A 26473-nucleotide genomic window follows, 5' to 3' on the forward strand; every position below is an offset into this window, starting at 1 on the left:
CATGCCGCACCGTGTTAGTGACGCTCTTCGCTCAATGCCCCTTCTTGGCGTAATCCGGACGCGCGCCAGAGTTGAACTCTGGCGACGAGCTCATCGACAGACTAACACCTAGTGCCGAAGCACGATGAACCCTAGCATCTATGCAAAACGTTCTTTCAGATAGGCAATAATATCATTGGATTCATACATCCAACGCACTTCACCAGCCTCTTCGATACGCAAGCACGGTACTTTAACTCGGCCGCCCTGCTCCATTAGCTCTTGACGAAACTGCTGATTATTCTTCGCATCGCGCAACTCAATCTTCAGGTTTAAAGCATGCATACCACGGCGTACTTTTACACAAAACGGACAGGCCTTAAACTGATACAAAGCCAATTTTGCCGTTGCTGCATCCACTTCCGCTTGTTTCTCGGCAGTACGCTGCAGCGGTTTTGGTCGGGTCAGCCAATCTGCAAAAATAATCAATTGGCCTAAGCCATTACGCAAACCTTTTACAATCATTTCAACTCTCTTCAACAATAAAGGTAAGTGCTAGACTTACCGAATGTTCATCGAACGCTTTGCCAGCATGCGCTGCACAGCAATATTTGCGACTATAGCAAGCCTAGCCACCGTCCTACAGTGAAACCCATGCAAGCTAAAGACCTACAACGCCTCGTTACCACGCAAATGCCCTTTGGCAAATACCAAGGTCGACTGATTGCCGACCTTCCCGGCCAATACCTCAATTGGTTTGCCCGTGAAGGCTTTCCCAAAAGTGATCTAGGACGACTGCTTGAGCTGATGCACGAGATCGACCATAACGGTCTCAGCGATTTACTGACACCTCTGCGCCAGCAAAGCTAGCCAGCACTCAAACAGAGCGCCAGCCTTCCTAGCGGATTAAAGGACGCGTATTTTTAAGCTACGCCCTTTGATCTTACCTTCCTCTAAACGCTGCTGCGTTTGTCGTGCCAATAAGCGTTCGACAGCAACATAGGCTTGATGATCAAAGATCGCAATCTTACCCACTTGTGCGCCCGTCAAACCGCCAATCCCAGTCAATGCACCGAGAATATCGCCCGGACGCAATTTATCTTTACGGCCAGCAGAAATACATAAGGTTGCCATCGCCGGTAATAATGACTGACCATCAGACTCTTTCAGACCATTCAACGCATGCCAATTGAGCGGCTTTTTCAGCAACTCTTCAATGGCATTCGCTCGCATACCTTCTTTAGGCCCGACTAAGCTGATCGCGATACCCTTAGCGCCAGCACGACCCGTACGACCAATGCGGTGCGTATGAATTTCAGCATCACGTGCCAGCTCAACGTTAATCACCATCGGCAAAGCGTCAATATCCAAACCACGCGCAGCCACATCAGTAGCGACTAGCACGCTGCAACTGCGGTTGCTGAACAACGCTAAGACCTGATCACGATCGCGTTGCTCTAAATCACCATGCAAGGCTAAAGCTGAGATTTTCTGGCTGTTAAGATAATCCGCCAACTCTTGAGTTTGCTGTTTAGTAAAGCAAAACGCCACGCACGCTTCTGGGCGATAATGACGCAGAATCCGCTCGACTGCGGCTTGACGCTGCTCCGGCATAATTTCGTAGAAATGTTGCTCAATCTGATGTTCAGCATGCTCAATATCCGCTTTAATATGCTGCGGCTGACGTAAAAAATTCGCCGCCAGCTGCTGAATACCATCAGGAAAAGTTGCCGAAAACAATAAAGTCTGACGACGCTTTGGAGTGAACTCAATAATGTCAGCAATGCTGTCATAAAAGCCCATATCCAACATGCGGTCAGCTTCATCCAGCACCAGAGTATTCAGTCCGGATAAGTCCAACGTACCTTTGCGCGCATGCTCTAAAATACGACCCGGCGTACCAACAACGATATGCACACCATGCTCCAGCGAGCCAACTTGTGGGCCAAATGGCACACCACCGCACAAGGTCAATACTTTAATATTGCCCTCAGCACGGGCTAAGCGACGAATTTCTTTCGCGACTTGATCAGCCAACTCACGGGTTGGACACAGTACTAAGGCTTGGCAACCAAAATAACGCGGATTAAGCGGCGATAATAAACCGATACCAAAGGCTGCGGTTTTACCGCTACCGGTTTTGGCTTGGGCAATCACATCCATGCCTTTGAGAATAACCGGCAAGCTTTGTGCTTGAATCTCGGTCATGCTGCTGTAGCCAAGATCAGCTAAATTAGTTAACAGTGCCGCCGGTAACGGCAAGCTGGCAAAATCAGTTGGTGTACTCACAAAAATCTTCTAACCTTAATAAATGCAATGTGCAGTGTAGCAAGCTGAGCCCCAATTGCGGTGGATTTGTCGAGTAAGAACTTTTAAAAAACATGCAAAGGCGTTTTATGTGGCTGCCCTGCTTCCTCCCGAACCAATTTCGGCACTAAATAACCCGGTAGCCTAGTTAACATCTGCTGATACAGCGCATAGGCGGCACGACTCGACACATCAAAATGCTGCGCGCCTTGTACTCGATCTAAAACATGCAGGTAATACGGCAACAGGTGATGATTAAACAGCTGCTCACTCAGTTCAATCAGCACTTCTAGGTTATCGTTGACGCCTTTGAGCAATACTGTTTGATTGAGTAAAGTCACCCCTGCTTGGCGCATTTTCGCTAAGCGCTCGGCGTGTAGAGGCGTCAGTTCGCGCGGATGATTGACATGCAACACCAAGCTACTGCGCAAACGCGTGCGAGTCAGAATATCAGTCAATTGATCAGTTAAGCGCTCGGCAATCACCACCGGTAAACGTGAATGCACGCGCAATCGTTGTACGTGCGCAATATTGGCAATGCTGTCCACTAAATCCGCTAAGCGTTCATCTTGCAGCATCAGCGGGTCACCGCCACTGAGGATCACCTCGCTAATGCTTGTGTCCTGAGCAATATAATCTAACGCGGACTGCCACTGTGCATGATTTAAGCGATTCTCGTTATAGGGAAAGTGTCGACGAAAACAGTAACGACAATTCACCGCGCAACCACTGGCAGCCAATAACAGCACACGACCATGGTATTTATGAATCACCCCAGTTGCCACATTGGCGCTTTGCTCTCCCAACGGGTCAGCAGTAAAGCCTCGATGCAACTGATCTTCAGCCGCCAACGGTAACACCTGCAATAGCAACGGATCATGCGGGTCACCTTTAGTCATTCGCTCAACAAAAGGGCGCGGTACCAGCAGCGGAAATTGCTTGGCGAGGCTCAACCCATTAGGGAAATCTGCCGACTGTAATTCTAACGCTGCCAGCAGCTCATCAGAACTACGCAGGGACTGAGCCAATACCTCCCCCCAGTCCCGGCGGGGAAAAAACTTTTTGGTTTGCGCTACACTAGACATTTCACAGGACCTTAAACACGACAGGATTGCATTATGGCAAACTATTCTAGCAACGAATTCAAGCCAGGACTGCGCGTCTTGGTGGATAACGAACCCTGTATCATGATTGATATCGAGTTTGTTAAGCCCGGCAAAGGCCAAGCATTTAGCCGCGTAAAATTACGCAGCATCCGCACACAACGGGTATGGGAACGTACCTTTAAGTCTGGCGAAAGCTTAGAAAGCGCTGATATCGTTGATCGGGATATGGAGTATTTATACAGCGATGATGAGTTTTGGTACTTTATGGCCACCGACGGTTCATTCGAACAACTGGGCGCCAGCCGTGAAGCCTTAGGCGACACCATTAAATGGCTTAAAGAACAGGTGGTCTATATCGTCACTCTGTATAATGACGCGGTGGTTTCAGTATCAGCGCCCAACTTTGTTGAGCTGGAGGTGCTGGAAACTGATCCAGGCTTAAAGGGTGATACCGCACAAGGCGGCACCAAACCAGCTACCCTCACCACCGGTGCAGTGGTACGTGTGCCTTTATTTATTATCGAAGGCGAGAAACTGAAAATCGACACTCGCAGCGGTGAATATATCAGTCGCGCATAAGTTTTTTACGCTAGCGTATTGAGGGAGCATGCTGCTCCCTTATTTATTACAGGATAAATCTCAGCTATGAGCACCTGGTTACCCAGCGCACCGCGCTCAGCGTTAGTGGCACGTCAACAGTTATACCGCCATATTCGTGAGTATTTCCATGCGCGCTCCGTACTGGAAGTCGAAACACCACTACTATCACAAGCACCGGTTGCCGACCCTAATATCATACCGATACAAGCAGGACAGCGCTGGCTGCATACCTCACCTGAATACGCGATGAAACGCCTACTGTGTGCGGGTTATGGTGATATCTATCAAATCTGCAAAGTATTCCGCGAAGGCGAAGCAGGCAAACGTCATAATCCAGAGTTCACTATGCTGGAGTGGTATCGCGTCGGCTGGACTCATCGGCAATTGATGGACGAAGTGGCTGAATTACTGCAACTATTACTGGCTGCACGCTTTAGCGAGTTACCCTGTTTACATCTAACCTACGCTCAAGCACTGCAGCAGTACGCACAACTGGATGTGCACCACTGTAGCGATGACGCTATTGCACAGCGCGGCCAACAACTGGCCAATGCTGATTTAGAGCTGGATCGTGATGGTTGGTTGGATGTAATTATGAGCCATCAGGTTGAGCCGGCGTTACCGCACAATGCCTTAGTATTTATTGATCAGTTCCCCGCGTCACAAGCAGCGCTCGCAAAACTAGCCAACAATGAGCAAGGCGTCCTGATCGCGCAACGCTTTGAAGTATTTTTTAACGGCATGGAATTAGCGAATGGCTATCAAGAACTCACCAATGCCGAGCAACAGTTACAACGCTTCCAGCATGAACTGCAAGGCACTGAACGCCCTCACGATGCCCACTTAATCGCTGCGCTAGAACACGGCTTACCCGACTGTGCAGGCGTTGCACTGGGTTTGGATCGCGTTTTACTGCACCTTCTTGATGCACAAAATATTGCCCAAGTATTGAGTTTCGATTGGCAACGCGCTTAATTACAAAGACCAATCTTGACTGATCTCAACATGCTTGAAAGATGGCATATATTGCACAAATACCCCATGCTAAACTGCTCCTGAGTTAACTACCGTGCGACATTATACCTTTGATCAGCCAGTACGCTTAATCGTGCGCGACAGGCTTTTTTTAAAATCGATAAAGTGAGAATCCTATGCTTAAGAAACTACTACTGACCAGCTGCATGTTGTTTATGGCAAGTCATACTCTTGCTGCTGATAATCCCCACGTTGTACTCAACACCAGTTTTGGCGAAATCGAACTGGAGCTGGAAGCAGAAAAAGCCCCCATCACAGTCACTAACTTTCTTGATTATGTTGATGCTGAGCGTTATGACGGCACTATTTTTCACCGGGTGATTCCAGGCTTTATGCTGCAAGGCGGTGGTTTTGATAGTTTTATGCAGCAAAAAGCAACCAAGCCTGCGATTAAAAACGAAGCGGATAATGGTTTAAAAAATAACCGTGGCACTGTGGCGATGGCGCGTACCCAAGCACCTGATTCTGCCACCATGCAGTTTTTTATTAACCATGCTGACAATGACTTTTTAAACCATAGTGGCCGTGACTTTGGCTATGCGGTATTTGCTAAAGTGGTCCGTGGTATGGATGTTGTTGATCAAATCGCGCAAGTTAAAACCAGCACCTACGGTATGCATCAAAATGTGCCTACCGATCCAATTGTTATCAATGCCATTAAGCGTGTCGATAAATAAACGATTTAACACAAAAAAGCGCGCTATCCATAGCGCGCTTTTTTTTATGCTTGCAAAAGCTCAGTGTGATTAACGCAAGTTAATAATGGTCTGTGTAATCGCACTTTCCGTTTCAATGGTTTTCGCATTGGCTTGGTAGTTACGCTGCGCCACAATCAAGTTAACCAGCTGATCAGATAACTCTACGTTAGAGTCTTCTAAGGCCCCTGCTTGAATCGCGCCTAAGGTACCGGTGCCACCGGGGTTACGTACCGGCTCACCCGAGGCTAACGATTGTACCCACTGAGTTTTACCTACGGGTATTAATCCTTGTACGTTAGCAAAGTCAGCCAAGACCACTTGACCTTGCACCTTAGATTGGCCATTGGTGTAACGTGCAAAAATCTTGCCGCTGTCATCAATTTCGATACCGGCTAACTCACCCGTAGTGTAGCCATCTTGAGAAACAGCATTGACCGCAAACGAATTAGCAAACTGCGAGGCATTGCTCATATCTAATGTCAGACCGCCTGGGTTAACTACGGCACCATTAGCAGCAGGCACCGGTGGGTTGCTGCCCGTTAAAGCAATCGGTTGCCAGTTATCTAAATTCACTGTACTACCCGTTTGCAGCTTACCCGCACTATCAAACACCAACTGACTTACCATGGGCGAATTAGCAACCATTGTATCGGGGTTTACGCCGTCAATTAAAACGTTCATATCCCAGTTATTAGCACTTGTTTTTACAAAATACTGGGTCAGTACGTGAGCATTACCCTGGGTATCGTAAATATTGGTGGAGGTTGATGAGTTATAGCTTTTTGGATCAGTAGCGTCAAACGGTGTATTGAGCGGCACATCATTCGTCGAATTTAGATTAAATGACTGTTGCACACTACTAGTGGGCTTGGGCTCTTGACTGGTGGTTTTAATCTGCAAATTATTGATTTTACCGCCTGCTAGTTCACCATTATTATCAAGAGTATAACCCTGCAGATTGTTGCCAAAATTATCAACAATAAAACCTTGATTATCAGTGCCAAAATAGCCAGCACGCGTATAACTGAGCGCACCGTTGTTACTGACCTGGAAAAAACCATTACCGTTAATGGCTAAATCCAGAGCATTTTGCGTGTAGTTAATATTGCCCTGATTAAATTGTTGCGACACATTAGACAATAACACGCCACTGCCTTGCTGGTTTTTACCGGTACCTAACATTGATGCAGCGTAAACATCAGCAAATTCAGCTCGCGACTGTTTAAAACCTGCAGTGCCTGCGTTAGCAATATTATTACCGGTAACATTAAGATCTTTCGAAGCGGCGCGTAAGCCACTGAGGCCGATATTAAATGACATATTCTTCTCCTTGCCGGTCATCCGACCGTGGGCAAATTGCTAAATTTACTGACCAATAATCTGTACTTGGGACAAAGGCACAGAGCCCAGTCCGGCTAAATTCAATAGCAACTCACCGTTACCATGCCCTAAGGTCACACTGTCAACGTTGGCTGGCAGCAAGGTATACAGGCCCTTGATTTCCCCATCAATGCTGGCTTGCGCTTCAAATTTATAGGTACCCGGCGGCATCGTTTCACCGTCACTGTTTTTGCCATCCCACATAAAGCTGACATTACCAGTCTCTTGCGCGCCCATGTTAATCCGCGTGGCTAAGCTGCCATCAGCACTGTAAACGTTAACGTAGACATTGCTGCTGCTTTGCGGCAGAACCATGCTGGCCTTAAAGGTTTCCGAGGTATCCACCACCGCCTTTTCGCTAGGGATGATGACCTTGCGTCCCACTAAAGATGAGGCCTGCAGCGCTTGCGATGACTGATAACCGGACAAAATGGTTTGCATGCTGCTATTGAGTTTTTCAACCCCTTCTACGGTACTGAATTGCGCCAACTGAGCAATAAAGTCACCGTTATTTTGCGGTTCTAATGGGTTCTGGTTGTTGAGCTGTGCTACCAGCAATTCCAAAAACTCATTTTTGCCTAATTCTTCTTTGCCGCCGGCCTTGGTTGCGTGTTGGTATTGATCCATCACGGCACCGGCTGCGCTGACGCCTGCTGCACTCATTGCTGACTCCTCGGGCTTACTGTCCCAATGTGAGTACGCGCTGCATCATCTGCTTGGCCGTATTCATCATTTCAACGTTGGTTTGAAACGCTCGACTGGCGGAAATCATGTCAGCCATTTCCTCGACGACGTTTACATTCGGATAAAAAACATAGCCATCAGCATTCGCCGATGGATGATCAGGTTCGTAGCGCGGCATCAGAGCACTTTGGTCTTCAATAATGCCCATCACCTGCACACCTTGGCCGGCCTGATCTTGATCAGCAAACAGGGAGCCCTGACCCTGACCACCGTTTAAATTATCTTGAAAAACCGTGGCAAATACAGGATGTCGAGCGCGATAGGTTTGATCCACACTGGAAGAGACGGTTTCAGCATTGGCAATATTACTGGAGATGGTATTTAAGCGCGTACTTTGTGCGCTCATCCCGCTACCGGCAATGTGAAAAACGCTAGAAAGAGACATAATTAGCTACTCCTTAGTCGCCGCGCAGGGCTGTCATCAACCCTTTGAATTTATTATTCAACAGCGTAAAGCTGGCTTGAAATTGCACCGCATTTTCTGCATAGGTCGATTGCTCAACCTGCAAATCAACGCTGTTTTGGTCAATCGACGCATGATGAGGATTACGAAAACGTAAAGCAGGATCAGCTAACGACAACGGCTCAACGTCAAAATGTTGACTGTTGGTTCTCTGCATCAAAGGCTGCTTGTGTGCCTGCTGATCGGCTTGTGCCGACAGCACGCTGGCGAAATCCAAATCACGTGCTTTATAGTGTGGCGTATCAGCATTGGCGATATTGTTGGCCAGCACTTCAGCGCGCTGGGCACGAAAGCCGAGTGCTTGCTCATGGAGACCAAGGGCTTTACTGAAATTGATGCTCATAACGCAACACCTACTTGTGATTAATCTTGCCTATTACAAAGCAATACTTATGCCAAGATAGAAATTCGTTATAAATCATAAGGTTAGATAATACTGAGTTGTCAATTATCTGACTGACCGGCGTATTATTGCCGCTTTAGCGCGCCCAGAATAGGGCAAAGAACAGGCGGCAACGACTCACCGCCTGGTATTTAAGAAAATAAACTAGACTAGGCTTGCGTGGTATAACGCAGAATTTCTACCACTTGTGTGGGTGTTGTCGCCCACGCCATTGCGGCAGCATCCACTTCTTTTAGCGGATGAATAATATCTTCAGCATGCAAGGTCACATAAGGTTTACCCAGCGCTGCACAGTAGCCGGCATCAAAAGCGGCATTCCACTGTTTGTATTTATCACCAAAGCGCACCACGACTAAATCACTGCTTTCAATCAAGGTTTTAGTACGAATAGCATTCACTTTAGCCGATTGATGATCACGCCAAAAGCTCTGTTCTTGCGCACCTAAGTGATCACCAGCGGCATCACTGGCCTCATGCTCAGTTACCGCCGAAGTAAAGATGATATCTAAACCTAACGTCTCTGCACCCTGGCGAATTTCTTCGCGCCATGCGCTATGGATTTCTCCAGAAAGATACACGGTAAAACTCATTTTACTCTCCTTTAACAAGACCAAAGCGTGTATCGCAACACGCCTTGGCTGTGCAACTTTAAACCATTAATCGTCACTGATTTCAATCGACGGCATGGCTGATTTTTTCTGATTGAGCGCACTGATACGGGCACCGACAGTACGTGCCAATTGCTGGTAAATCATTGCAATCTGGCTTTCTGGATCAGCACTCGTGGTCGGCTTACCATCATCACATTGCAAACGAATGGCCATCGACAAAGGTAAAGACGCCAATAATTCAGCATTATAGCTTTGCGCCAAACGCTCACCGCCACCCTCACCAAATAGGTGCTCTGCATGGCCGCAATTTGAACAAATATGCACGGCCATATTTTCCACAACACCTAGAATTGGGATATTCACTTTGCGGAACATCTCAATCCCTTTGCGCGCATCCAACAGGGCAATATCTTGCGGTGTGGTAACAATCACTGCACCTGCGACTGGCACTTTCTGTGCCAAGGTCAATTGAATATCACCGGTGCCTGGCGGCATATCAACCACTAAGTAATCGAGATTATCCCAAGCGGTTTGGGTGATCATCTGCAATAAAGCGCCAGAGGCCATCGGGCCACGCCACACCATCGGCGTCGTATCTGTGGTCAGAAAAGCCATCGACATCACTGATATACCATGTGCTTGAATCGGTATAAAAAACTTTTCATCACGTATTTTAGGCTGAGTGCCACTGGCCACGCCCAGCATAATGCCTTGGCTGGGGCCATAAATATCCGCATCTAAAATACCGACACGCGCGCCTTCACGAGCCAAGGCTAAAGCCAAATTTACCGCAGTGGTTGATTTGCCGACACCGCCCTTGCCAGAAGCAACGGCAATTACATTTTTAACTCCAGCCAAAGTTGGCACGTCCATTTGCCCTTGGTAGGCCTGAATGACGGTGTCAATTTTTACTTCAGCGTGAGCTACGCCGGGTATCTGTTCTAGGCTCATTTGCAACATTTGTGCCCAGCCGCTTTTAAATAAATCAGCTGGATAACCCAACTCAAGCTGCACACTAACGCGATCACCTTGAATATCAATGGAGCGCACACAACCTGCGCTCACCGGGTCAGCATTTAAATTGGGATCAATCAGGCGGCTTAAGGTTTCTTCAACCGCGGCACGGGTTACTGCACTCATGACGTTCTCCACTGCAAGAATAAACTAATTGATAGACATTCTAGCCTAATCTGAGCGCTAAGACCTTAATCGTCGGCAAGCTCGCACTGCGCAAAGGATGAAAAAAACAGCCATTGCCTATATAGTAGTCGGCTTATTTCTATTCACTTTTAGTAGTTAGGAAGACCATGAGCGAAGCCCGCAAAATTTTAGTGACCAGCGCCCTGCCCTATGCCAACGGCTCCATCCATCTTGGCCATATGCTTGAATACATTCAAACCGATATGTGGGTTCGCTTTCAAAAAATGCGCGGCAATCAATGCATCTATGTCTGCGCTGATGATGCTCACGGCTCTGCCATTATGTTGCGCGCGGAAAAAGAAGGCATTACTCCTGAGCAGTTAATCGACAATGTGCACGCTGAGCATAGCGCTGACTTTAACGAATTCTTGGTTGATTTTGATAATTTCTACACCACCCACAGTGAAGAAAACCGCGAACTGTCTGAGCAAATTTATCAACGTCTGCAAGCCGCTGGTCATATCGCCACGCGCTCAGTCACCCAGTATTTCGATCCTGAAAAAGGCATGTTTTTAGCTGATCGTTTTATTAAAGGCACCTGCCCAAAATGTGCGACAGCCGATCAGTACGGTGATAACTGTGAGAAATGTGGTGCGACTTACCACCCGACTGAGTTGAAAGATCCACGTTCGGCAATTTCTGGCGCAACTCCAGTTTTAAAAGATTCTGAGCATTACTTCTTTAAGCTACCCAACTTCCAAACGATGCTGCAAGAGTGGACGCGTAGCGGTACCTTGCAAGAATCAGTCGCCAACAAACTGGCTGAGTGGCTGGATAGCGGTTTGCAAGAGTGGGATATTTCTCGTGATGCGCCGTATTTTGGTTTTCAAATCCCAGGTGCGCCAGGCAAGTACTTCTACGTTTGGTTGGATGCACCCATCGGCTATATGGCCAGTTTTAAAAACCTCTGCACTCGCCGCCCAGACTTAGACTTTGATGCCTTCTGGAATAAAGACTCGAGCGCCGAGCTGTATCATTTTATTGGTAAAGATATTATTAATTTCCACGCACTGTTCTGGCCAGCAATGCTGGAGGGTGCCGATTACCGTAAACCGACCGGCGTTAATGTACATGGCTACCTGACCGTTAACGGTGCCAAAATGTCTAAGTCGCGCGGCACATTTATTAAAGCACGAACCTACTTGGATCATTTAAATCCAGAATACTTACGTTATTACTACGCTGCCAAACTGGGTCGTGGTGTTGAAGACTTGGATCTTAACTTAGATGATTTTATTCAAAAAGTGAATTCAGACCTGGTGGGCAAAGTAGTCAATATTGCCAGTCGCTGCGCCGGTTTTATTCAAAAAGGTAACGCCGGCATGTTGGTCGCCGAGATGCCCAACCCAGAGTTGTGGGAGCAGTTCCAACAGGCGACACCGGCCATTGCCAAATCCTACGAAGCCCGTGACTTTGCTCGTGCCATGCGCGAAATCATGGCCTTAGCGGATGCGGCTAATGCATGGATTGCCGAGCAAGCACCGTGGACCATGAGTAAAATAGACGGCCAACAAGCGCAAGTGCAAGCCGTTTGCTCACAAGCGATTAACCTGTTTAAACAATTGATTATTTTACTAAAGCCGGTACTGCCAAAACTGGCTGCTGATGCTGAGCATTTCCTCAATGTGCCGGCTCTAAGCTGGAATAATTTAGGTACTGCGCTCGGTGCCCATCAGCTGAATCCGTTTAGTGCTTTGCTGACCCGTGTCGATCCTAAGCACGTTGAAGCAATGATTGAATCCTCAAAAGAAGACTTACTCGAAATGGAAAACACCGCCAACCCTGAAACAGTTGCCAGCAATGGTGAGCTTGAGAAAGAACCTCTGGCCAAAGAAATCGACTTTAATGCGTTTGCTGCCGTGGATTTGCGTATTGCTCTGATCGAAAAAGCAACCTTTGTTGAAGGTGCGGATAAACTTCTGCAGCTGACGCTTGATCTTGGCGGCGTCAAACGTAATGTCTTTTCTGGTATTAAAAGCGCCTATCCAGATCCGTCTGTATTAGAAGGTCGTCTCACTTTATATGTGGCTAATCTCGCCGCACGAAAAATGAAATTTGGTGTCTCAGAAGGCATGGTGCTCGCTGCAGGTCCTGGCGGTGAAGAAATTCACTTACTCAGCCCTGATGCAGGTGCACGCCCGGGTCAGCGGGTAATGTAAACAACTCAGCATAGCCGTGCTTAACTGCCGGCTATGCTCAGCCCTGCTGATGTCTATGTATAAAAATCACCACACAGCAGCAACAATCATTACACTAGCCAAATAAGAGACCTATCACGCATCATCCCCCCTGCCCCTCGCGAGAATCAGCCATGCTTAAACGCTTGTTAACACCGCTCTACATAGCGCTGAGTCTACTCTGCGCGCTATCGTTAAATGCTCAAGCAAAACAAGTCGCAACAACCTATCAGTTCCCGCTCACTAACGCATTTGAAGCCAGCATTGCAGGTACACCCAGCGCCTTACGTCCCGCGCTCCCTGACGATGCCGATATTCGGCAACGAGATTACAGCTTACGTCTGCGCCCAGAGCGAGAGTTCACCCTGCCCAGTAACTTCTGGCCAGTAAAGACCTTTCATTATCGCCTCGCCAAGCAATCAGGCCCTGCGCCGTTAATTTTTATTATCGCAGGTACCGGTGCACACTATTCAAGCAACACCACAGAGTATCTAAAAAAACTCTTTTATGGCGCAGGTTTTCATGTCGCGCAAATCTCCTCACCAACCGCCTATGACTTTATGGTGGGCGCGTCACGCTACGCGACTCCAGGCTATTCACCGCAAGATGCACGTGATTTATATACGGTGATGCAGGCCATTAAAAAGCAACAACGCACACTTCAAGTAACCGACTGGCATTTAACAGGTTATAGCTTGGGAGGCTTACAAGCAGCATTCGTCAGTCATCTCGATGAACAAGAGCAGTCATTTAACTTTAAGCGCGTGCTACTACTGAACCCGCCAGTTAACTTATATACCTCAGTCAATAATCTCAGCCGCTTAGTACATACCCAGGTAGTAGGTACATCTGAGACGCGTACCTTTTATCAGCTCATGCTGGATAAACTGACCCGCTACTTCAATAGCAAAGGGCGTTTTGATTTCAGTGAGGCGATGTTATTTGATCTACAAAACTCCTCGCAAAAACTTAATCAGAACGAACTAGCCATGTTAATTGGTAGTGCTTTTAGGTTTTTTTCGGCCGACATCAATTTCACATCGGACTTAATTAATCGCCGCGGCATTATTACCCCACCGCAGCAAAAAATTAATGACGGCACCAACTTAACGCCGTTTTTTAAGCGCGCACTCCTCTGTGATTTCGAATGTTATCTGCAAGAACAGCTATTACCTTTTTGGCACAGCCATTTCAATAATCAACAAGCTACGCAAGTCGCAGCAGATAATGCTGATTTAGAGCGACTCATTCAGGCCAGCAGTCTCTATGCTCTAACTGACTATCTGAGTAGCAGTAAAAAAATTGGTGTTATGCACAATGCCGATGACATCATTTTAGGACAAGGCGACTTAGGCTTTCTAAAACAACACTTTGCCGAACGCCTGACGCTCTACCCTTATGGAGGGCACCTCGGCAACTTAGACTATCTCGATAATGCTGCCGATATACTGGAGTTCTTCCATGAATAAACCCCCACTATTGCGCCGCTATTGGGCCGCCAGTGCGTTATTATTGGCACTATCACAACAGAGTTGGGCACAAACTATTGATCCCGATGGTTTTAAAAACCCATTGCAACAATTAGAGTTCAACTCAGCTCTGAAGCAACATGAGTTTGAGCGTGCCACCCTAGAAGCTTTGAATATCAGTGATCCGCTGGAGCAATGGAACCGACGTGTGTATCACTTCAATTACCGCTTTGATCAATGGGTATTTTTGCCCATAGTAAAAGGCTATACCAAGGTCACTCCGCATTTTTTACGTACAGGAGTCAGTAGTTTCTTTAGTCACTTAGGAGAAATTCCGACCTTAGCCAATAGCCTGCTGCAGCTTAAAGGCCACCGTGCGATGGAAACTACCGCGCGTATTTTATTTAATACGATTTTTGGTATCGGCGGCATTTGGGATCCTGCTAGCAAAATGGGTTTAGCTAAAAACAGCGAAGATTTTGGACAAACCCTAGGCTACTATGGCGTCCCCAGCGGCCCTTATCTGATGCTACCGCTACTGGGCCCATCAAACGTGCGCGACACCAGTGGTATCGTTGCTGATTACACGCTAGATTTCACCGTCAATTGGCTAAATGTCGCCAAAGAAAGTGAGCGTCATCCGGAAATTTTTGCTCTGAAAATTGTTGACCAACGCTATATCACTAAACTGCGCTATGGCCAAATGAACTCACCTTTTGAATATGAAAAGATTCGTTACGCTTACACTAAATCACGTGAACTGAAGATTGCTGAATAACCGAATCAATCTACTCAGATCAGGTGTTTCCTGCAGCGCCTGATCTGCTCTGTCGATGTTATTACTGAATTACGCTGCATGCTGTACGCCGCAATGAAGCCTTGGCCCCTCGATCAAAACAGCCAGGCTTCATCAACAGCGCTGCGCCCGAATCACCCGAGAAAGGCGTGTTGAGAGAAAAGTAGTATGAACCAATACACCATCTGCACTTATGTTCAATACCTTGCAGAGCATTGCGTAGGATTGTGCTTGCCGTGCGGCAAACGGCAAAGAGAGGCAGTTAGTCAGTTAGCTTCAAAAAAACGCCGCACTGGACCAAATGAACGACGATAGATTGGAGTTGGGCCTAACTCTTGCAAAGCTTTGAGGTGGGCTGGGGTTGGATAGCCCTTGTGCTTGGCAATACCATAACCGGGATATTGTGCATCGAGTACAGCCATTTCGCGATCACGGCTGACTTTGGCTAAAATCGAAGCAGCCGAGATTTCTGCAATCAAACCATCACCCTGCACCACCGCCTCAGCCGCCATGCTCAACTGTGGGCAACGATTACCATCAATTAAGGCTAAGTCAGGGCGAATCGACAAACCTTCGACTGCGCGCTGCATGGCTAGCATGGTCGCCTGTAAGATATTCAAACGATCAATTTCTTCAACTTCAGCACGGCCAATTGACCAAGCTAACGCTTTCTCTTGAATTTCAACAAATAACGCTTCACGTTTTTTCTCTGTGAGCTTCTTTGAATCATTTAAGCCTGCAATCGGACGCAGCGGATCAAGAATCACCGCAGCAGTGACCACAGGTCCACATAAGGGTCCGCGCCCGACTTCATCCACACCGGCAACAAGCTTGCCAACACAGGATTGCTTAAGTAGATCTAACTGCATCAACTGCGTCCTAGTAACTGTAAAACACCCTGTGCAGCGCGCTCAGAGGCATCACAGCGTAAAGACTCATGCAACTGAGCAAAGCGTTGGGTTTGTTGCGAGCCGTCACGCAATTGCTCTAAGACCGCCTGACCTAACGCTTCAGGTGTCGCAGCCTCTTGAATAAATTCAGGCACTAACATCTCCGCCGCCAATAAGTTAGGCAGTGAGATATAAGGACTTTTCACCATCTTTTTTAACAGCCAATGGCTTAACGGCGCTAACTTGTACGCAACCACCATCGGCTTTTTGAACAACATAGCTTCAAGGGTCGCTGTACCTGAAGCAATTAAGACCGCATCACAGGCTTGTAATGCTGTTTGCGATTGCCCGTCAAGAATCTCAATCGGCAGATTAGGCATCGGCGCTAAAATCGCCTCAAGCTGTTGACGACGCGCTTGATTGGCGGCAGGAATAATAAAGCGCAAATGCGGCTTTTCAGATAGCAAATAGCGTGCAGTATCAACAAACAACGCACCTAATTTAGCCACTTCACCACCACGACTGCCCGGCAACAAGGCCACCACTTGCGCATCGGCGGGCAAACTTAAACGCTCGCGTGCCGGCAACGTATCATTATCCATAGCAACGCTGTCGGCTAATGGGTGTCCGACAAAGAGCACTGGCACTTGATGTTTTTGATAAAACTGTGCCTCAAAGGGCAGTAAAGTTAACATCAAATCACAACCTTGGCGGATTTTAAACACACGCTTTTGTCGCCATGCCCACACGGAAGGGCTGACGTAATGCACGGTTTTAATCCCAGCCTCACGTAATTGCAATTCGATGTTTAAATTAAAATCCGGCGCATCAATACCAATAAAAACATCAGGCCGCTGCTGTTTTAAAGTAGCGATTAAACGTTTACGGCGTGATAACAGTTCAGGCAAACGACCGACTACTTCGACCAAGCCCATAATGGATAGACGTTCCATCGGAAAATAAGACGCTAAGCCTTGCGCTTCCATCAAAGGACCACCGACACCAATAAACTCAACGTGAGGACAGTGGCGATGTAAAGCCTGCATCAAACCCGCACCCAAGATATCGCCGGATGCTTCACCTGCTACCAAAGCGATTTTTAAAGGCTGCGGCAACGACTCAGTCATTAGCGGGTAATACCCCGTGAAGAGTTGCGAATAGACTGACAAAACAACGCCACTTCTGGATACTCTGCTTCACCCTCAGTCAATGCTTGCAAAGCCTCATCAACCGTTAAACCTTGGCGATAAACTGTTTTATAAGCTCGTCGTAATACTTGAATGGTTTCCTCAGAGAAACCGCGGCGACGCATGCCCTCAAAGTTCATACTGCGTGCTTCAGCAGGGTTACCAGCAGCAGTGATAAAGGCCGGTATATCTTTACCTACAGCAGTGCCCATCGCAGTAAAGCTATGAGCACCGATATGACAATACTGATGGACCAAGGTGTAGCCGGACAAAATGGCCCAGTCATCGATGTGCACATGCCCTGCTAACGCGGTGTTATTGACCAAAATACAGTGGTTAGCAATCACACTGTCATGACCAATATGAGCATAAGCCATAATCAAATTATGATTGCCAATCGTTGTTTCGGAGCGATCTTGCACAGTACCACGGTGAATAGTGACACCTTCACGGATCACGTTATGATCGCCAATCACTAAGCGCGTGGCTTCACCTTGATACTTTAAATCTGGGGTGTCTTCACCGACCGAGGAAAACTGATAAATATGGTTATTACAGCCTATTCGAGTTGGGCCTTTAATCACCACATGCGATGCAATGATTGATCCTGCGCCAATTTCAACCTCCGGACCAATAATCGTCCAGGGACCGACAGTCACATCATCCGCAAGCTTAGCCGACGGATCAATAATGGCACTAGGATCAATTAAACTCATATTTTTCGTTCCGCACAAATAATTTCAGCCGAACATACGATGACATCACCAACACTGGCTTGGCAATTGAACTTCCAGATACCACGTTTAGCACTGATAAAGCTCGCCCGTAAATCGAGGCGATCACCTGGTACGACTGGCTGACGGAAACGCAACTTATCAGAACCCACAAAGTAATACAGAGTGCCATCATCCGGCGAGGCATTCATCATCTTAAAGCCCAGCACGCCAGCTGCTTGCGCCATAGCTTCAATAATCAGCACACCCGGCATAATCGGATACTGTGGAAAGTGGCCGTTAAAAAAAGGCTCGTTGATGCTCACATTCTTATAAGCACTGATCGTCTTCTGCTCTAAATCAATAGCAGATACGCGATCCACTAATAAAAAAGGATAGCGGTGCGGAAGCAATTGACGAATTTCATTAATGTCCATCATATATAAAAGCCTTGATCAAATAAGTGTGGCTGTGAATACCATATGCACAAACCTACCACCTGTAACTGAACGGCACTTAATGCGCTAAATTAAAGCTGATTAGCTAAAAAGGTCGATAAAGAATCAGATGATATAACCATATCAGAGGTCACTTCTGACTATGTTTTTCTAATGTGCGAACACGTTTAGCTAAGCCATCTAATTGACGGAAGCGTACTGCATTTTTCTTCCAGTCAGCAGCCGGCTGCATAGCTGTACCCGAAGAATAGGCACCCGGTTCGCTAATTGAATGCGTCACCATGGTCATCCCAGTAATAAATACGCCATCACAAATTTCGATATGCCCGACTAACCCCACACCACCGGCCAACATGCAGTTACGACCGATTTTTGCACTACCAGAAATACCTACACAAGCGGCAATGGCTGTGTGATCACCAATTTGCACGTTATGAGCAATTTGGATCTGGTTATCTAATTTAACCCCGTTACCAATTAAGGTATCCGAGAGAGCACCACGGTCAATGGTAGTATTGGCACCGATTTCAACGTCATTACCAATGGTTACACCACCGATTTGCGCAATTTTATGCCAAACACCTTGATGATTAGCAAAGCCAAAGCCTTCACCACCAATCACTGCACCGGATTGAATCACCACGCGCGCACCAACGGTGACATCATGATATAGCGTGACACGTGGCAACAATCGACCACCTTCGGCAATACTGCTGCGTGCACCGATAAAACACTGCGCACCAATCACCACATCAGCAGCAACCACGGCATGCTCTTCAATCACCACACCCGGACCAATACAGGCTGTCGAGTCGATTAAAGCGCTTTCCGCAATCACTGCACTGGGATGAATCCCCACAGGCTGCTTCGGCGTGCGATCAAAATAATGCGACAGCTTGGCATAGGCCAAATACGGATCCGCCACCACTAAACAGTTACCTGAATAGTCCGCAGCATCACCGCTCGATAATAGCATCGCACCCGCCTGTGTATGCTCAAGCTGTTTACGGTAGTGGGCGTTAGCTAGAAAGCTTAACTGATCGATTGTGGCATCCTGTAAAGTCGCCAAACCGAAAATAGTTTTCTGCCCATCACCGCGCAGCTCAGCGCCGAGGGTCTCGGCTAACTGAGCTAGAGTATATTGTAATGGCATCATATCAACGCAACTGATTCATGCGCTCAATAACACGCAGCGTAATATCATACTGCGGTTTGACATCTACCACTGCGCCACGCTCAAGAACCAAATCGTAGTTACCCGTTTTCAGGACTTCTTCAACGGCTTTATCCAGTTTTGGCTTAAGCTTTTCCAGCATTTCACGATCGGCTAAAGCTTTAGCTTCATTTAAATCTTTAGACTGGCTCTGAAAATCACGTGCTTTTTGCTTAAACTCAAGCTCTAAACGCTCAAGTTCAGCCTGCTGCAAGCGCTCACCATCTTTCATCAAACGATCTTGAATACGCTTGGCATCACTTTCTAAGGTTTTCAACTTAGAAAGTTGTGGCCCAAATTTCTTCTCGGCATCGACAGCGTATTTCTTCGCCGCATCAGATTCTAATAACGCCATTTGATAGTTCAAAATAGCAATTTTCATTTCTGCAAAGACAGGACCACTTATTAAAGCAGTTGTCAGTAAAACAAGTTGAGTCAACTTACGCACGATGCACTCCTAAAAAATGCTGTTATTAATAGATTTGAAGCTACATTAGAATGTTTGACCCAGCGAGAACTGGAACACTTGAGTATCAGCATTGTCTGGCTTTTTCACTGGTACACCTAAACTAAAACTTAACGGTCCTAGCGCAGTGATCCATGTTAAACCAACACCCACCGAACTGGCTAAGTTATCGTACTTAATACCACAACCTGACTCATTACGATTTTTCTGTGCAGAACTACAGTGGGTGTCAAAGACATTACCGACATCCCAAAATAGAACAGTACGTAGTGAACGCTGATCTTTAACAAACGGCATTGGGAAAAGTAACTCCGCACCACCTTGAATCAAAATATTACCACCAAAAGGCAGGTTATCTTGATCATAGTCATTCGGATTAGGCGTACTACGTGGCCCTAAGCTGCTGTCTTTAAATCCTCGTACCGAGTTAAAACCACCCGCATAATAATGCTCGTAGAATGGCAACTCAGACGTTGAACCATAACTTTCCGCATAACCAAGATCAGTATGGAAACGTAACGTGTAATTCGTGGTTAACGGTTGGAAAATTTGTGCACGGTAATCTAAACGATAAAACGATAGATCACTGCCAGGCACTGTAGTTTCCAAAGTCAGGCTTTGTGAATGACCACGAGTCGCCATCAGACCGCGATTGAGTGTTGATTCAGACCAACCGGCAGAGGCTTTAAAGTTAGTGTAATTTTTGCCTTCTTTGTCAATAAAATCAATGATTTCACCAACAGTATAACTCCCTGTTTTCAGCTTATCTTGCTGAGCACTCAGTCCAAAGTTCAAACGTGCAGTTTCACTGATTGGATAACCAATATTAACACCACCGCCTAAGCTATCCACTGAGTAGCTGGAGACATCAACATCGAGCTTGTCGTAATCGGTCGAACGGTAGAAACCGTTATAGCCCAAACTCACGCCATCGACTGTCCAGTACGGATCAACAAAGCTAAAGTTGTAGTTACTTTGATATTCACTACGCGTTAAACCTAAACTAACTTTATTACCGGTACCTAAAAAGTTACTTTGACTGATGGATCCACCAAGAATCAAACCGGCGTTTTGCGCAAAACCAACGCTCGCAGTGATCGAACCTGATGGCTGCTCCTCAACACTGTAATTAACATCAATTTGATCGTCAGTACCAGGTACTTGCGGTGTTTCAACGTTGACTTCTTTGAAATAACCTAAGCGCTCTAAACGAGTTTTAGACTGATCAATTAAGTACGTTGAAGCCCAACCGCCTTCCATTTGTCGCATTTCACGACGCAGGACCTGATCGGTAGTTTTAGTGTTACCGCGGAAGTTTACTCGGTTCACATAAGAACGTTTGCCCGGGTCAACCACATAGGTCAAAGACACCGTATTGTCTTCATCGTGGGTTTGCGGCATACCATTGACGTTAGCAAAGGTATAGCCGTCATTACCTAAACGACGGGTTATCAGTTCAGACGTGGTAGTCATCACTTTACGTGAGAACACCTGTCCTTCACGAGACAAGATCAACGCTTTAACTTCTGCCTCTGGGACTTTCAAGTCGCCTGAAAGGCTCACATCACGAATGGTGTACTGCTGACCTTCATCAACGTTAACCGTAATATAAACATGCTTTTTATCGGGTGTAATCGACACTTGCGTTGAGGTGATATCCATATTGATATAACCACGGTCAAAGTAATGCGAACGTAAACGTTCTAAGTCACCTGATAGTTTTTCCCGCGCATATTTATCATCATTGCGGAAAAAGGACAGCCAGTTTTTGGTTTTCAACTCAAACAAGTCGATTAAATCTTGATCTTTAAAGACTTTATTGCCGACCACGTTAATATGCTGAATCGAGGCAACTGAGCCCTCGTTGACATTAATTTTCAACGCGACACGATTGCGTGGCTGCGGAATCACTTCCGCTTCAATGTTCGCTGAATAGCGACCTTGAGCAACGTACTGACGTTGCAGTTCATTACGCACACCTTCTAGCGTGGCTTGTTGGAAAATCTCGCCTTCAGCCAAACCCGATTGTTTTAAACCCTTGAGTAAATCATCTTTACTGATGGCTTTATTACCTTCAATTTCTAAACTAGAAATTGAAGGACGCTCAAGCAAGGTAATAATCAACACATCGCCATCGCGACTCAGTTGGATATCTTCAAAAAAACCTGTTTTAAAGAGCGAACGGGTTGCTTCAGCCAACTGCCGTTCATCCACAGATTCGCCAACGTTTAATGGTAAAGCACCAAAGACACTGCCAGCAGATACGCGCTGTAAACCGTTAACACGGATATCAGAGACAGTGAAGGGTGCAGCCTGAGCTTCAGACATTATAAGCGCGGATATTACCGCAGGTAGCAGCAGACGTTTCATGCAAACCTTTCTTTTCAACGATATATATAAAACCCGCTGCGCTGCAGCGAATCACTATTTTTACAAACGCGCTAAATCATTAAATACCGCAAGCAGCATCACGCCAACCACTAAAGCGATACCGATCTGCATGCCATAACCTTGCACACGTTCCGACAAAGGTCGTCCGCGTACCCACTCAACGAAGTAAAATAACAGATGTCCGCCGTCAAGCACAGGAATTGGCAATAAATTCAATACGCCTAAGCTGATACTCAAATAAGCCATAAAGTTCAAAAAGCTTCTTAAGCCACTTTCAGCCGAAGCACCGGCCACTTTAGCAATGCTTATCGGCCCACTCAAGTTTTTTACTGAGAGTTCACCAAATAGCATCTTTTTTAGCGAGCTAAAAGTTAAAGCGCTCATAGTCCAAGTACGCTGCGCACCAGCTAGGACAGCGTCAACAGGGCCAAAACGCACCTCGCGCAGCATATCTGCAGGCCATTCACCGCCGGCCACGCCGACACCTAAATAACCACGTTTGCTCTCATCAGCACCTTGCGCAGTCAGGCCTACGCGCACATCAGATAACTGACCCGCACGCTCAATACTCAGCTGCACCTCGGTATCAGGACGCGCTTGTACATAGTTAACGACTGCTTGCCACTCATTGACCGCTTGGCCATCAATGGCAATAATTTTATCTTGTAACTGTAAACCAGCGTATTGCGCAGGCCCTTCAGGATCGAGTTGCGCCACCACTGCAGTCGCCTGCGGACGCCAAGGCTGAATCCCTAATTCATCGATTGGATTAGGTGCTTCGGCGCCATACAGCCATTTGTCTAAAGTAACACTGTACGTATTAGTAACAGAGTTAGCGTCGGTTTGCGCTTCAATCAGCACAGTACCACTGTCGCCAACGCGCTGGATCAGCTGTAAATTGACATCAGCCCAACCGCTTACATCATGACCATCGACCGCAATAATTTCTTGCCCGCTGAGCAAGCCTGCCCGCTCCGCCAACCCACCCACTACGACTTCGCCAATCACTGGCTTAACCTGCTGATTGCCGAGCATAGCAAGGCACCAAAACAGGACAAAGGCTAGTGCAAAGTTAGCCACGGGACCTGCTGCGACAATCGCAATGCGCTGCCCAACCGTTTTACGATTAAAAGACTGACTTTGCTCTGCTTCAGAAACGGGCGTTTCACGCTCATCGAGCATTTTGACATAACCACCCAACGGAATCAGAGCAATGACAAACTCTGTACCATGGCGATCATGCCAGCGCAGTAACGGTGTGCCAAAGCCAATAGAGAATCGTAGCACCTTAACGCCACAACGCCGCGCTACCCAAAAATGGCCATATTCATGAATAGTGACCAATACACCAAGCGCGACCAAGGTGCCAATTAACATGTACAAACCACTCATGCTCTTACACCTGCACTGATCGACTGTTTACTTAACCAAGCATTAGCGTTTTGACGTGCTTGCTGATCCATTTCTACCACACCTTCAAGGCTATCAACTTGACTACCCCGTTCTAAACCCAGCACATCCTCAATCAACTGAGGAATCTGTGTAAAGCGAATACGCTCTTGTAAAAAAGCAGCCACAGCCACCTCATTCGCAGCATTGAGCACAATAGGCGCACTACCCCCTGCCTGCGCGGCTGCTATAGCTAAGCGCAAACAGGCAAACCGCTCAAAGTCTGGAGCGATAAAATCCATCCGCGCCAAAGCACATAAGTCCAGCGGTGCAACACCTGAGGCAATGCGCTCCGGCCAAGCCATAGCATGGGCAATAGGGGTACGCATATCAGGATTACCTAATTGTGCTAACACCGAACCATCGACATAATCCACCAACGAATGAATCACACTCTGTGGATGGATCACCACTTCAATTTGATCGGGGCGCGCGGCAAATAACCAACAAGCCTCAATCAACTCTAAACCTTTATTCATCATAGTGGCGGAGTCAACGGAAATCTTTTGCCCCATCGACCAATTCGGATGTGCGCAGGCTTGCGCCGGCGTCACCCGCTCCAGCTCTGCATAGCTGCTGTTGCGAAAAGGTCCACCTGACGCGGTTAACAATATTCGGCGTACACCGACCGGCGCCAAACCCTCTGCATAGTTGCAAGGCAGGCACTGAAAAATCGCATTGTGCTCACTATCAATTGGCAATAACTGCGCCCCATGCTCACGCACAGCGCGCATAAACAGTGCGCCAGACATGACCAAGGCTTCTTTATTAGCCAGCAGGATTTTTTTACCTCCACACACCGCAGCCATAGTTGACTCTAGACCGGCTGCGCCGACAATCGCCGCCATCACAGCATCAACCTCAGGGTGCGCTGCTACCTCACACAAGCCCTGCGGCCCAGCCAACACATCGGTCGCAACACCGGCTGCGCGCAAATCACTCTGCAGGCGCTGCGCATCAGCTGTATCAGCGACCACAGCAAAGCGCGGACGGTATTCTAAACATAAGGCTTTTAATTTATTGATGCTGGTATGCGCCGTCAGTGCAAAAACCTGATACCGCTCTGGGTGCCGACTGATAACGTCAAGTGTACTGCTACCAATCGAACCTGTAGCACCTAAAACAGTCACCTGCTGAAGCTGTGGCAGCGCGCGATTCAAGATAATATCCAACCTGTTAATAGCAGCAATAAGGCAAATATAGGCGCAGCGGCTGTGAGACTATCAATGCGATCTAAAACCCCGCCATGACCGGGTAATAATTGGCTGCTGTCTTTAATCCCCACCTGTCGCTTAAACATACTTTCGGTAAGATCACCCACCACAGAAAACAGTACCACGACAGCAGCCCCGAGCAGGACGAAGGCAAATTGACTGGCAGCAACCTGAAAATACACGGCTAAACCGGTAGCAATACACAGACTGGTTAGCAATCCACCAAACAGTCCTGCCCAACTTTTACCGGGACTGACTCGTGGTGCCAGCTTACGTTTACCAAAAGCACGACCGAAGAAATACGCACCAATATCAGCGCCCCAAACCAATAACATTAGGCTTAAAATGAGCTTATTGCCTTGCGGCAAGGTCTTTAAAACCAATAATCCTAAACCTGCAGGGACAAGGATAAGCAAACCCATAAAACGCTTACCAAGATTGCCACCCCAGAAGCCAATGCTACGCGGGAAGGTTATCACCATCACAATAGCCAGCAGCCACCAGACCGCAGCAAGATAAAGCAGCGGCAATAACAGCGCGCTCAGGTTGCTCAGCAACACCAAAGTAAAAGCCACCAGCACCGCATAAGCAACACACTGTCCTTGCGTATGGTAGCCCGCTAGACGCGCCCACTCCCAACCAGCCAGGCCAACGATAACAGTGATAAAAGCTAAAAAAGCGTAACCTTCAAGCTGAAAAAAACCAAACAGCGCTAAAGGTACTAACCATAAGGCGGTTATTATTCGTTGTTTGAGCATATTGTGCGTCCCTCAGCCATCACTTGTTCACAGGTTTTGCCAAAACGGCGCTGTCGTGAAGAAAACTCAGCTAACGCATCGCGCATCGCTTGATGCTTAAAATCGGGCCAAAATAAGCTTGAAAAATACAACTCACTATATGCCAACTGCCACAGTAAAAAATTACTGATACGATGCTCACCGCCAGTACGTATGCACAAATCTGGGGGCGGTTGCGACGCTGTGCTTAAGCATCCTTGCAAATGCTCGGCGGTAATATTATCGGGTTCTAACTGCCCGTCACGCACAGAGCGTGCCAACTGCTGGGCAGCCTGAACAATATCCCACTGGCCACCATAGTTAGCAGCGATCTGTAAGAGAAATTTAGAATGATGCGCGGTGCGCTGTTCAGCTGCATGCATGGCTGCCTGCAACTCAGGATGAAAACGCGAACGATCACCAATAATGCTTAAGCGAATGCCATTTTTATCGAGTTTTTTCGCTTCGCGGCGTAATGCCGCAAGGAACAACTCCATTAAAGCACCCACTTCAGAAGCAGGACGCTGCCAATTCTCACTGGAGAAAGCAAACAGCGTCAATACTTCTACACCAGCTTCAGCGCACACTTCAATCACTGCACGAACAGCATCAACACCCGCTTTATGCCCAGCAACACCTGGCAAAAAGCGTTTCTTTGCCCAGCGATTATTGCCATCCATGATAATCGCCACATGGCGAGGAACAACACTTGGGGCATCCTGCATTGCTTTGTTCATTAACGCAGCCT

At 47.3% G+C, this 26473-nt stretch carries 27 protein-coding genes; 7 read left to right on the forward strand and 20 right to left on the reverse strand.

The features are described 5' to 3' along the window. Positions 1-138: 138 nt before the first annotated feature. Complete coding sequence (locus tag JYJ62_RS12035; protein ID WP_205342465.1) at positions 139-504, reverse strand: glutathione S-transferase N-terminal domain-containing protein; 366 nt, start codon at positions 502-504, stop codon at positions 139-141. Between the two features lie 129 nt (positions 505-633). On the opposite strand from JYJ62_RS12035, the gene JYJ62_RS12040 reads away from it, so the two are divergent. Continuing rightward, positions 634-849 (forward strand): DUF3820 family protein, encoded by a 216-nt coding sequence (locus tag JYJ62_RS12040; protein ID WP_205342466.1) that lies wholly within the window; start codon positions 634-636, stop codon positions 847-849. A gap of 36 nt (positions 850-885) precedes the next feature. Here JYJ62_RS12040 and dbpA read toward each other — a convergent pair whose 3' ends face one another. Further along, on the reverse strand, positions 886-2268 hold the full coding sequence (gene dbpA / locus JYJ62_RS12045) for an ATP-dependent RNA helicase DbpA (protein WP_205342467.1): 1383 nt from the start codon (positions 2266-2268) through the stop codon (positions 886-888). Between the two features lie 83 nt (positions 2269-2351). Beyond that, complete coding sequence (epmB, locus tag JYJ62_RS12050) at positions 2352-3371, reverse strand: EF-P beta-lysylation protein EpmB (RefSeq protein WP_269751420.1); 1020 nt, start codon at positions 3369-3371, stop codon at positions 2352-2354. 33 nt (positions 3372-3404) lie between these two features. On the opposite strand from epmB, the gene efp reads away from it, so the two are divergent. The 3 genes from efp to JYJ62_RS12065 all read left to right on the forward strand — a co-directional run bounded on the left by efp (position 3405) and on the right by JYJ62_RS12065 (position 5704). Beyond that, positions 3405-3971, forward strand: a complete 567-nt coding sequence (gene efp, locus JYJ62_RS12055) for an elongation factor P (RefSeq protein WP_205342469.1) — start codon at positions 3405-3407, stop codon at positions 3969-3971. 66 nt (positions 3972-4037) lie between these two features. Next, complete coding sequence (epmA, locus tag JYJ62_RS12060) at positions 4038-4967, forward strand: EF-P lysine aminoacylase EpmA (RefSeq protein WP_205342470.1); 930 nt, start codon at positions 4038-4040, stop codon at positions 4965-4967. 176 nt (positions 4968-5143) lie between these two features. Further along, positions 5144-5704, forward strand: coding sequence for a peptidylprolyl isomerase (locus tag JYJ62_RS12065; RefSeq protein WP_205342471.1), 561 nt, complete (start codon positions 5144-5146; stop codon positions 5702-5704). A gap of 69 nt (positions 5705-5773) precedes the next feature. On the opposite strand, the gene flgE is transcribed toward JYJ62_RS12065, so the two are convergent. The 6 genes from flgE to apbC all read right to left on the reverse strand — a co-directional run bounded on the left by flgE (position 5774) and on the right by apbC (position 10466). After that, a complete protein-coding gene (flgE, locus tag JYJ62_RS12070; protein ID WP_205342472.1) occupies positions 5774-7045 on the reverse strand; it encodes a flagellar hook protein FlgE in 1272 nt (423 codons plus the stop codon). 45 nt (positions 7046-7090) lie between these two features. Then, on the reverse strand, positions 7091-7768 hold the full coding sequence (gene flgD, locus JYJ62_RS12075; protein WP_205342473.1) for a flagellar hook assembly protein FlgD: 678 nt from the start codon (positions 7766-7768) through the stop codon (positions 7091-7093). A 16-nt stretch (positions 7769-7784) separates the two neighbouring features. Next, positions 7785-8234: a flagellar basal body rod protein FlgC gene (gene flgC, locus JYJ62_RS12080; RefSeq protein ID WP_205342474.1), complete on the reverse strand. Its 450-nt coding sequence runs from the start codon at positions 8232-8234 to the stop codon at positions 7785-7787. A gap of 13 nt (positions 8235-8247) precedes the next feature. After that, on the reverse strand, positions 8248-8655 hold the full coding sequence (gene flgB, locus JYJ62_RS12085; RefSeq protein WP_205342475.1) for a flagellar basal body rod protein FlgB: 408 nt from the start codon (positions 8653-8655) through the stop codon (positions 8248-8250). A gap of 209 nt (positions 8656-8864) precedes the next feature. Continuing rightward, positions 8865-9305, reverse strand: a complete 441-nt coding sequence (locus tag JYJ62_RS12090) for a YtoQ family protein (protein ID WP_205342476.1) — start codon at positions 9303-9305, stop codon at positions 8865-8867. Between the two features lie 66 nt (positions 9306-9371). Then, positions 9372-10466, reverse strand: coding sequence for an iron-sulfur cluster carrier protein ApbC (gene apbC / locus JYJ62_RS12095; RefSeq protein WP_205342477.1), 1095 nt, complete (start codon positions 10464-10466; stop codon positions 9372-9374). A 167-nt stretch (positions 10467-10633) separates the two neighbouring features. Between apbC and metG the strand changes: the two genes are divergently transcribed. The 3 genes from metG to JYJ62_RS12110 all read left to right on the forward strand — a co-directional run bounded on the left by metG (position 10634) and on the right by JYJ62_RS12110 (position 14950). Next, positions 10634-12685 (forward strand): methionine--tRNA ligase, encoded by a 2052-nt coding sequence (gene metG / locus JYJ62_RS12100; protein WP_205342478.1) that lies wholly within the window; start codon positions 10634-10636, stop codon positions 12683-12685. Positions 12686-12837: 152 nt separating this feature from the next. After that, positions 12838-14172: an alpha/beta fold hydrolase gene (locus JYJ62_RS12105; RefSeq protein ID WP_205342479.1), complete on the forward strand. Its 1335-nt coding sequence runs from the start codon at positions 12838-12840 to the stop codon at positions 14170-14172. Next, complete coding sequence (locus JYJ62_RS12110; protein ID WP_205342480.1) at positions 14165-14950, forward strand: VacJ family lipoprotein; 786 nt, start codon at positions 14165-14167, stop codon at positions 14948-14950. Before JYJ62_RS12105 ends, JYJ62_RS12110 begins: the two co-directional genes overlap by 8 nt. Before the next feature lie 284 nt (positions 14951-15234). On the opposite strand, the gene rnhB is transcribed toward JYJ62_RS12110, so the two are convergent. The 11 genes from rnhB to uppS all read right to left on the reverse strand — a co-directional run bounded on the left by rnhB (position 15235) and on the right by uppS (position 26450). Further along, positions 15235-15837, reverse strand: coding sequence for a ribonuclease HII (gene rnhB, locus JYJ62_RS12115; RefSeq protein ID WP_205342481.1), 603 nt, complete (start codon positions 15835-15837; stop codon positions 15235-15237). Continuing rightward, positions 15837-16973 (reverse strand): lipid-A-disaccharide synthase, encoded by a 1137-nt coding sequence (gene lpxB, locus JYJ62_RS12120; protein ID WP_205342577.1) that lies wholly within the window; start codon positions 16971-16973, stop codon positions 15837-15839. Before lpxB ends, rnhB begins: the two co-directional genes overlap by 1 nt. An 11-nt stretch (positions 16974-16984) precedes the next feature. Beyond that, positions 16985-17761, reverse strand: a complete 777-nt coding sequence (lpxA, locus tag JYJ62_RS12125; RefSeq protein WP_205342482.1) for an acyl-ACP--UDP-N-acetylglucosamine O-acyltransferase — start codon at positions 17759-17761, stop codon at positions 16985-16987. Next, complete coding sequence (gene fabZ, locus JYJ62_RS12130) at positions 17758-18198, reverse strand: 3-hydroxyacyl-ACP dehydratase FabZ (RefSeq protein ID WP_205342483.1); 441 nt, start codon at positions 18196-18198, stop codon at positions 17758-17760. The genes lpxA and fabZ overlap by 4 nt, the downstream gene beginning before the upstream one ends. A gap of 148 nt (positions 18199-18346) precedes the next feature. Next, positions 18347-19369, reverse strand: a complete 1023-nt coding sequence (gene lpxD / locus JYJ62_RS12135) for a UDP-3-O-(3-hydroxymyristoyl)glucosamine N-acyltransferase (RefSeq protein WP_205342578.1) — start codon at positions 19367-19369, stop codon at positions 18347-18349. A gap of 4 nt (positions 19370-19373) precedes the next feature. Beyond that, positions 19374-19877 carry an OmpH family outer membrane protein gene (locus JYJ62_RS12140; protein WP_205342484.1) on the reverse strand — a complete coding sequence of 168 codons (504 nt, stop codon included), beginning with the start codon at positions 19875-19877 and terminating at the stop codon, positions 19374-19376. A 45-nt stretch (positions 19878-19922) separates the two neighbouring features. Next, the gene (gene bamA / locus JYJ62_RS12145; protein WP_205342485.1) at positions 19923-22265 is read right to left on the reverse strand and encodes an outer membrane protein assembly factor BamA; all 2343 of its coding nucleotides are present in this window, start codon (positions 22263-22265) and stop codon (positions 19923-19925) included. 60 nt (positions 22266-22325) lie between these two features. Continuing rightward, positions 22326-23678 (reverse strand): RIP metalloprotease RseP, encoded by a 1353-nt coding sequence (gene rseP / locus JYJ62_RS12150; protein WP_205342486.1) that lies wholly within the window; start codon positions 23676-23678, stop codon positions 22326-22328. Further along, entirely contained in the window at positions 23675-24883 is a 1209-nt protein-coding gene (gene ispC, locus JYJ62_RS12155) for a 1-deoxy-D-xylulose-5-phosphate reductoisomerase (RefSeq protein WP_205342579.1), read from the reverse strand. Before ispC ends, rseP begins: the two co-directional genes overlap by 4 nt. Before the next feature lie 8 nt (positions 24884-24891). Then, complete coding sequence (locus tag JYJ62_RS12160) at positions 24892-25707, reverse strand: phosphatidate cytidylyltransferase (protein WP_205342487.1); 816 nt, start codon at positions 25705-25707, stop codon at positions 24892-24894. Further along, positions 25689-26450 carry a polyprenyl diphosphate synthase gene (gene uppS / locus JYJ62_RS12165; RefSeq protein ID WP_205342580.1) on the reverse strand — a complete coding sequence of 254 codons (762 nt, stop codon included), beginning with the start codon at positions 26448-26450 and terminating at the stop codon, positions 25689-25691. Before uppS ends, JYJ62_RS12160 begins: the two co-directional genes overlap by 19 nt. Between the last annotated feature and the right edge of the window lie 23 nt (positions 26451-26473).

The organism is Denitrificimonas caeni (genome assembly GCF_905120345.1).
GTDB lineage: Bacteria > Pseudomonadota > Gammaproteobacteria > Pseudomonadales > Pseudomonadaceae > Denitrificimonas > Denitrificimonas caeni_A.

Bases quoted from the DNA above. Each gene is read 5' to 3' on its own strand.
- JYJ62_RS12035 (WP_205342465.1), bottom strand. From the start codon at position 504: ATGATTGTAAAAGGTTTGCGTAATGGCTTAGGCCAATTGATTATTTTT.
- JYJ62_RS12040 (WP_205342466.1), top strand. From the start codon at position 634: ATGCAAGCTAAAGACCTACAACGCCTCGTTACCACGCAAATGCCCTTT.
- epmB (WP_269751420.1), bottom strand. From the start codon at position 3,371: ATGTCTAGTGTAGCGCAAACCAAAAAGTTTTTTCCCCGCCGGGACTGG.
- efp (WP_205342469.1), top strand. From the start codon at position 3,405: ATGGCAAACTATTCTAGCAACGAATTCAAGCCAGGACTGCGCGTCTTG.
- epmA (WP_205342470.1), top strand. From the start codon at position 4,038: ATGAGCACCTGGTTACCCAGCGCACCGCGCTCAGCGTTAGTGGCACGT.
- JYJ62_RS12065 (WP_205342471.1), top strand. From the start codon at position 5,144: ATGCTTAAGAAACTACTACTGACCAGCTGCATGTTGTTTATGGCAAGT.
- flgE (WP_205342472.1), bottom strand. From the start codon at position 7,045: ATGTCATTTAATATCGGCCTCAGTGGCTTACGCGCCGCTTCGAAAGAT.
- flgD (WP_205342473.1), bottom strand. From the start codon at position 7,768: ATGAGTGCAGCAGGCGTCAGCGCAGCCGGTGCCGTGATGGATCAATAC.
- flgC (WP_205342474.1), bottom strand. From the start codon at position 8,234: ATGTCTCTTTCTAGCGTTTTTCACATTGCCGGTAGCGGGATGAGCGCA.
- flgB (WP_205342475.1), bottom strand. From the start codon at position 8,655: ATGAGCATCAATTTCAGTAAAGCCCTTGGTCTCCATGAGCAAGCACTC.
- JYJ62_RS12090 (WP_205342476.1), bottom strand. From the start codon at position 9,305: ATGAGTTTTACCGTGTATCTTTCTGGAGAAATCCATAGCGCATGGCGC.
- apbC (WP_205342477.1), bottom strand. From the start codon at position 10,466: ATGAGTGCAGTAACCCGTGCCGCGGTTGAAGAAACCTTAAGCCGCCTG.
- metG (WP_205342478.1), top strand. From the start codon at position 10,634: ATGAGCGAAGCCCGCAAAATTTTAGTGACCAGCGCCCTGCCCTATGCC.
- JYJ62_RS12105 (WP_205342479.1), top strand. From the start codon at position 12,838: ATGCTTAAACGCTTGTTAACACCGCTCTACATAGCGCTGAGTCTACTC.
- JYJ62_RS12110 (WP_205342480.1), top strand. From the start codon at position 14,165: ATGAATAAACCCCCACTATTGCGCCGCTATTGGGCCGCCAGTGCGTTA.
- rnhB (WP_205342481.1), bottom strand. From the start codon at position 15,837: ATGCAGTTAGATCTACTTAAGCAATCCTGTGTTGGCAAGCTTGTTGCC.
- lpxA (WP_205342482.1), bottom strand. From the start codon at position 17,761: ATGAGTTTAATTGATCCTAGTGCCATTATTGATCCGTCGGCTAAGCTT.
- fabZ (WP_205342483.1), bottom strand. From the start codon at position 18,198: ATGATGGACATTAATGAAATTCGTCAATTGCTTCCGCACCGCTATCCT.
- lpxD (WP_205342578.1), bottom strand. From the start codon at position 19,369: ATGCCATTACAATATACTCTAGCTCAGTTAGCCGAGACCCTCGGCGCT.
- bamA (WP_205342485.1), bottom strand. From the start codon at position 22,265: ATGAAACGTCTGCTGCTACCTGCGGTAATATCCGCGCTTATAATGTCT.
- rseP (WP_205342486.1), bottom strand. From the start codon at position 23,678: ATGAGTGGTTTGTACATGTTAATTGGCACCTTGGTCGCGCTTGGTGTA.
- JYJ62_RS12160 (WP_205342487.1), bottom strand. From the start codon at position 25,707: ATGCTCAAACAACGAATAATAACCGCCTTATGGTTAGTACCTTTAGCG.
- uppS (WP_205342580.1), bottom strand. From the start codon at position 26,450: ATGCAGGATGCCCCAAGTGTTGTTCCTCGCCATGTGGCGATTATCATG.